This window comes from Okeania sp. SIO3B5, assembly GCF_010692555.1.
In the GTDB taxonomy this organism is placed as follows: Bacteria; Cyanobacteriota; Cyanobacteriia; order Cyanobacteriales; family Microcoleaceae; genus Okeania.
Window position 1 is genome coordinate 1 of the sequence record NZ_JAAHHG010000571.1, and the last position, 6185, is coordinate 6185.

The window sequence follows — 6185 nt, forward strand, 5'->3', positions numbered from 1 at the left end:
GCCGTTCCTTACACTTCTTCTTAGGAGCATGGCCAGTAGTAGGTATTTGGTTCACAGCATTAGGTGTGTCCACAATGGCCTTCAACTTGAATGGTTTCAACTTCAACCAGTCCATCATCGATTCTAGTGGTCGTGTGGTAAATACTTGGGCAGATGTAATCAACCGCGCTAACTTAGGTATGGAAGTAATGCACGAGCGTAACGCTCATAACTTCCCTCTAGATTTGGCTGCTGCTGAAGCTCCTTCTATCAATGGTTAATTTCTAGTTGATTGATTGAAAAAAAAAGAGTCCTCTATTTGGAGGGCTTTTTTTTTTGTTAAAAGTTCAATTAGCGATGGGTGATATTATTGCCTACTCTCAAAATATTATGTTGTATCATGTCCGCACTTTATCGTTTGTGTAAACCCAGGTGTGAATATCTACAGGAAATTTAAGTTTTTTCAGGCTTTGAAGCCTTCTTGCCTCTTCCTTTTTCCTTACCTAAATAACACGGGAGCATGAAAGCCATCGTCTTTTAAGCGATGGATGAAAGGCGAGGAGTCGGATTTTAAGGAGATGTATTTTATTTGACCAAAAAGCCACATTGAAGGCCCCCGTTTTTGAACCGGGGATGAAAACAACCGAGTCGTTTATACTAGACAACTAAAGTGGTCCTATGCTATTATTACTCAGGGGTAAGCAATCCAACCCTCGTTTCAAATGTACTGTTGTCAGCAAGTTTTAGTAGGTAAAAATTCCGAATTAATTGCTATTTTAACATTCTTGTGCGAAGAGTCTCACAAGCTCACTAACATGGGAATATATTATGCCAGACAATTATATTTTAAGTCTCACAAAACTCTAGGTAAATATGACTTGGAAAAAGTCTACAAAAAGAACAATCACTATAAAGTTTTACATTCGCTCTTCAGCACAACAAATATTGAGAACTGTTGCTGAATCATTTCGTTCTTATTATGGTCTAATAAAAGCTTATAGTTCAGGAAAAATCTCACACAGACCAAGGATTCCTAACTACAGAAAAAAAGGGGGAATGGCTACAGTAAGTTACCCCAAGCAAGCATTAAAGCTTAAAGATAATCAAATTAGAGTACCACGCTTGTAATACCTGTAAACGCTGGTTTGGTCTAGATAGCTTTTTAATTCCAATGCCGAGTAATCTAGAATTTTCATCTCTGAAAGAACTGAGAATATTACCCAGAAATAGATGTTTTTATTGGGAACTTGTCTATGAAAAAGAAGTGGTAATTAAACCTCAATTAAATCAAGACAATGTATTAGGAATAGACCATGGTGTAAATAATTGGTTGACCTGTGTATCCAATGTAAATACGAGTTTGATAGTAGATGGGAAACACCCACCCCTATCCCCTCCCGGGAGGGGAACTAAAGGGGTGGGTTGGTACAACAAACAGATATCAACCATTAAAGAAAATTAACCGACTGGATTTTGGTCAAATAGGCTAGCTGTCATTACTGAAAAACGTAACCGCCAAATGCGTGACGGTATTAATAAAGCAGCCAGAATAGTAATTAATCATTGCGCACAAAAATTCTATTGGTACAATTGTATTTGGTTGGAATCAAGGTCAGAAAAATGAAATCAAATTAGGAAAAAAAAGTAATTCAGAATTTGTACCAATTCCCACAGCTAGACTCAAAGAAAGAATAGCTCAGTTGTGTGAAGAATATGGAATAATATTTATAGAAACAGAAGAAAGTTATACAAGTGTTGCTTCATTTTTAGATGGTGACGATCTGCCTATTTATGGTGAAAAACCCGATGATTGGAAACCGTCAGGAAAAAGAATAAAGCGTGGTTTGTATAGAAGTAGTAATAATTGGTTAATTAATGCAGACTGTAACGGGGCTGCAAATATCATCACAAAAGTAAGCAGAAAGCTAAGTTTAAACTTAAGCCAACTGTGTAGGGGCACTTTGACTTGTCCCCAAAGAATATATCTTTGGTCAGCTAAGAACAGACGGAGCAACACGGATTTATCCTGTTGCGTAGTATCAACTTAGAATCCCCGTGACTTTAGTCCGGGGAGTAGTCAAACTCATAATTACCTACTATTTGTATGATAGCCAAGGCTAGCAATGGGTGTCAAGGTATTTGTCTAGACAAATAATAATAATAATCTCACACTCTATATCCCTTGCTAGAATAGAATTTATATCATGTCCGGTAGCATCGTTTGTGTATAAAATAACGTCAAAATGGGATAAAACCTTCTGCCCTCAGCATAAGTGCCTTCTGCCTTACTTTTTCCAAAGTTTAAGTATTCAACCGGACATGATATTAGCAATGGCTAGCAAAGGTTAAAGGTATGAAGAAACGAAGACCGAGAAACCCTGATGGGACATTTAAATATGTAGGGCTTGCTGATTAAATATCAAAGTTTTTACTGGCAAAGGTTTCAGCCTTTACAGATACTAAGGGAGTACCAGCTTTTAGGTAATTCCAGTTCAAAAGTCTAGGATTTTGGGCATTTCGAGGGGTAAAAAATCAAGGGAAGATTCTTCTAGCTGCCTCTTCTCGGAATCTCATTTCTCCTGGATTCACCGATTCTGTTTGCTTCGCGGTGACAAACGGAAATTCTGGCTCCTCCTCTGAAAAAAAGACTTTTGAGCGCAAACCCTATGTAAAGATAATTTTGAGCGATCATTATTGACCGAAAAATTGGGTTTAAAGCCTCGCCCTTGTAGGGCGACTTTTTATTTTATTTGTAAGTCAATTGAATATATGCTATCGTATTATTAGTTGCCGGGGGGCACTCGGAAACTCGTGCGCGGACGTGGAGGGAAGCGTTAGACTACCGCCAAGGAAGCAGCACCCTGTGTTAGCGACAGCTATGCGAAGCAAAGCGTCAACCCGCCGAGGAGCTATGGCTCAGTAGGAATCCCCGTGCCTTTAGGCCGGGGAGGATGTCAAATACGTTATATAGCAGTCGAAGGAAAGGGCGTGGACAGATCGAAAGATTAAAGCTCAAACAATGCAATATTTTTCCTTCTTCCTTCTTCCTTCTTCTTTCTTCTTTCTTCTTTCTTTTTTCTGCTATACATTCAAATTTGTTGCTAGGTGAAAAACAACAAATTAACCTCATAAATTTTACTTGATAGGCAACAATATTTCAAATTCAGTTCCTACTCCTGGAGTTGAGTTAATATTTAACTTTCCCTGATGGTTGTCAACAACAATTTGATAACTAATTGCCAGTCCTAAACCAGTACCTTTACCTACAGCTTTTGTAGTAAAAAATCTATCAAAAATTTGCTTTTGAATTTCATAAGGAATACCAGGACCATTATCAATGATACGAATTGAGAGCCAATGACAAATTACTTTAGTATCTTCAGTAGCAATTACATTACCTCTCATCTCATAATTAGAATTTAATTCTACCTGATTAGCAGATTTATCCACATTTTTATCTGTACTTTCAGATAAATTTTTAACTTCAGTATGAATCCATATTTTACACGATCTACTATCAGTTTCTTTTTCTTGATTTTCTTCTAGAGCATCAAGAGCATTTGTAATCAAATTCATAAATACTTGACTAACTTGACCAGAGTGACACAAAATCAAGGGTAAATCCCCATAATTTTTAATAATTTCAACACCACTCATCTTCCAACGATTCTTTAAAATTAATAGAGTACCATCCAAACATTCATTAATATTTGTTTCTTGGCGTTGGGTACCTTCCATGTGAGAAAAATTGCGGAGACTACTAACAAGTTGAATCATCTGGTCAGCAGAAATTTCTATACTATTCATCATCTCTAAGTAATCTTGTTTGACAAATTCAAAATCAATCTCTTCTTTGAAATCTTCAACTTCTTTTATAGGTTCAGAAATATTTTGATCGTAAGTATTAATCAATTGAAGAAAGTCGTGATAATAACCAGACATAAACTTAGAATTACCTGCCACACAATTAATTGGATTTCTCAGTTCATGGGCTAAACCTGCCACCATTTGTCCTAACATTACAAGTTTCTCAGTTTGAATTAGTTGTGCTTGAGTTTGTTTTTGTAACAAATTTTTAGCAAGTTGATGAATGTAAGATTGAGCAATAAGTAACTTTTGAGTTTCTAAAACTTGATAATCTTCTGGAGAATTTTCGACAATAACTGGTTCATAAATAAATTCTTGAGGTCTTTTTACTGCTTTATCAGCAGCATCTACAATAGGTGTATTTCCTGGGAAGATTAATAATTCATACTTAATAAAGTCGTATAAAACCTTAACAGAACGATTTAAAAAAATTTCTCTTCCATATTGACGACTCAACGTTTTGAGAAATTGCTGTTGAGAAATCATACCAATGAATTTCCCCGATTTTGTTAAAATAATACCTGGAAGTAGGGGATTTTCTTCAAAAAATTTAGCTAGTCTAATTCCTGATGTATCAATTTCAACTCGGATACTATGAAGTTGTAAATCTTTTACAGTGGAACCTAAATCAAGATGGTTATTTAAGTAAGGAAACATAGGTAATAAAAATAATTAATGACTATTGTAAAATTTGAGTAACTTGTTCTTTAATCTTTTTAGTTTAAGATATCGAACAACTTCAAATACACTTCCATATGAAGTAATAAATGGTAAATATTGATAGTTTCCTGATGCCAAAATTCTTTTTATTAATTCACTAAAAGCATTACCAAATCAGTAATTATTAACTGATGATGAAACACCTGAATTTGCTCCCAAACTTGTTTAGGATTGGTGACCTATATCACTTTGAAATCAAGTGGACAATTTCTGAATCAGCATATCCCAAAAATTGCTTTTAAGTTTGTGGAATAAAATATTTCGTTTGCCTTGAGGTTCTAATCAAATATGCCGTTGCCTGTTTTTTGAAGAGCTAATTGCCAACATTTTTGTATCCCAGTTTACAAATATAAATATATTTTACAAAAATTATAAACTATGTATTTCTCCATTTTACTTCAAGTTAAGTATTTATACTAAACTAACAGATAAAATTTATTAAGTTAATTGATATTTTTCGTCATATCCTTAACCTTTCCTTTACCTAAAAATAATCTTTATCTGAATCTTTATCAAATTATCTTGAGCTATTTATCTCTATATAATTATGCATAAAAAATTGTTTATATCCCTAAGAAAGAATTGGTTATGACTTATGGAAATGAGGAATTTTAGACTAGAAAATGTTTTTCTAACTGCTCTCTTCCCTATTCTTTGTTATTTGTTTATCTATTCCGTGTTATAGGCAATGGAACAGCCCTGCTCCCAGGAGGGGAAAAAGGGAGTAGTTAGGACGTAGAATAAATGGGAATCATACCAATTCCCAAAAATAATGCTATACTTCCAACGGAACTTCAGTTATTAAGTAATAATAATGATTCAGTAATGTTTGTAAGGATTATAGGTATTAATCCAAAATATCTTATTCCTTTAAACCATACTCCCTACTCTCTACTACCTACTCCCTACTCCCAAGGAAATGTAGCAAAACTTTTGAGAAATAGTATAACAGAGTCAGTGGCCAAAACAATAGTAAGAGTGATTTTTCGGCTGCGTGCTAACCGAAAATCCTCACTTTTTTAACAATCGCTTGCTGAAAAGCTCATACTTTTTCAAGACATAAAAAGCCTAAAACCAATATCAGTCAATGCGCGCGATATTTAATCAGCAAGCCCTATTTAGAGTTACTTAGGGCTTGCTGAAAAAGTCTTTTTTAAGGAGTAGGGAACCCACCCCTCGCCCCTCCCCCTCCCAGGAGAGGAAAAGGGGAGTAGGGGAGTAGAGGAGCACGAAAGTAATTTTTTTTTGCCCAACGATGCGCCTAAAATGGTAAATTTTTGAGCATGAACAGCTGAAAGCCAAGGTATTTCAGACCCAAAAAGGCACTTACCTTTATCTTTAAAGACGTTTAGGTTTAATCAGCAAGCCCTACTTAGGGTTTGCTGAAAAAGTCTTATGGGTGAGGGTAGGAGACAGGAGACAGGAGACAGGAGACAGGAGAAAAGGGAATGAGCGAGGAGGTAGGAGCTAAGTTTTGTCCCTTGATTTTTCTGCCCAAATCTTGACCAAAATCCGCTCCTAAATTGAAGCATTACCACTTAAAACCTTGCACTTTTTGATACTTAAAAAGGCTAAAACCTTTATGTATAAATACTTTTAGATTTAATCAGCAAGCCCTA

At 35.4% G+C, this 6185-nt stretch carries 5 protein-coding genes and 1 pseudogene; 5 read left to right on the plus strand and 1 reads right to left on the minus strand.

The features are described 5' to 3' along the window. The 4 genes and pseudogenes from F6K54_RS38400 to F6K54_RS38415 all read left to right on the plus strand — a co-directional run. Positions 1–260 (plus strand): annotated as a pseudogene (locus tag F6K54_RS38400) (photosystem II q(b) protein); the annotation flags it as partial. Between the two features lie 592 nt (positions 261–852). Further along, positions 853–1107: a hypothetical protein gene (locus F6K54_RS38405; protein WP_293089353.1), complete on the plus strand. Its 255-nt coding sequence runs from the start codon at positions 853–855 to the stop codon at positions 1105–1107. A 43-nt stretch (positions 1108–1150) separates the two neighbouring features. Beyond that, positions 1151–1441, plus strand: a complete 291-nt coding sequence (locus F6K54_RS38410) for a hypothetical protein (RefSeq protein WP_293089355.1) — start codon at positions 1151–1153, stop codon at positions 1439–1441. A 238-nt stretch (positions 1442–1679) separates the two neighbouring features. Next, positions 1680–2027 (plus strand): hypothetical protein, encoded by a 348-nt coding sequence (locus tag F6K54_RS38415; RefSeq protein WP_293089357.1) that lies wholly within the window; start codon positions 1680–1682, stop codon positions 2025–2027. A 1087-nt stretch (positions 2028–3114) separates the two neighbouring features. Here the strand turns inward: F6K54_RS38415 and F6K54_RS38420 are convergent. Further along, on the minus strand, positions 3115–4503 hold the full coding sequence (locus F6K54_RS38420) for an ATP-binding protein (protein ID WP_293089359.1): 1389 nt from the start codon (positions 4501–4503) through the stop codon (positions 3115–3117). An 807-nt stretch (positions 4504–5310) separates the two neighbouring features. Between F6K54_RS38420 and F6K54_RS38425 the strand changes: the two genes are divergently transcribed. Continuing rightward, entirely contained in the window at positions 5311–5589 is a 279-nt protein-coding gene (locus tag F6K54_RS38425; RefSeq protein WP_293089361.1) for a hypothetical protein, read from the plus strand. The last annotated feature ends 596 nt before the right edge of the window (positions 5590–6185 follow it).

Bases quoted from the DNA above. Each gene is read 5' to 3' on its own strand.
- F6K54_RS38410 (WP_293089355.1), top strand. From the start codon at position 1,151: ATGCCGAGTAATCTAGAATTTTCATCTCTGAAAGAACTGAGAATATTA.
- F6K54_RS38405 (WP_293089353.1), top strand. From the start codon at position 853: ATGACTTGGAAAAAGTCTACAAAAAGAACAATCACTATAAAGTTTTAC.
- F6K54_RS38425 (WP_293089361.1), top strand. From the start codon at position 5,311: ATGGGAATCATACCAATTCCCAAAAATAATGCTATACTTCCAACGGAA.
- F6K54_RS38420 (WP_293089359.1), bottom strand. From the start codon at position 4,503: ATGTTTCCTTACTTAAATAACCATCTTGATTTAGGTTCCACTGTAAAA.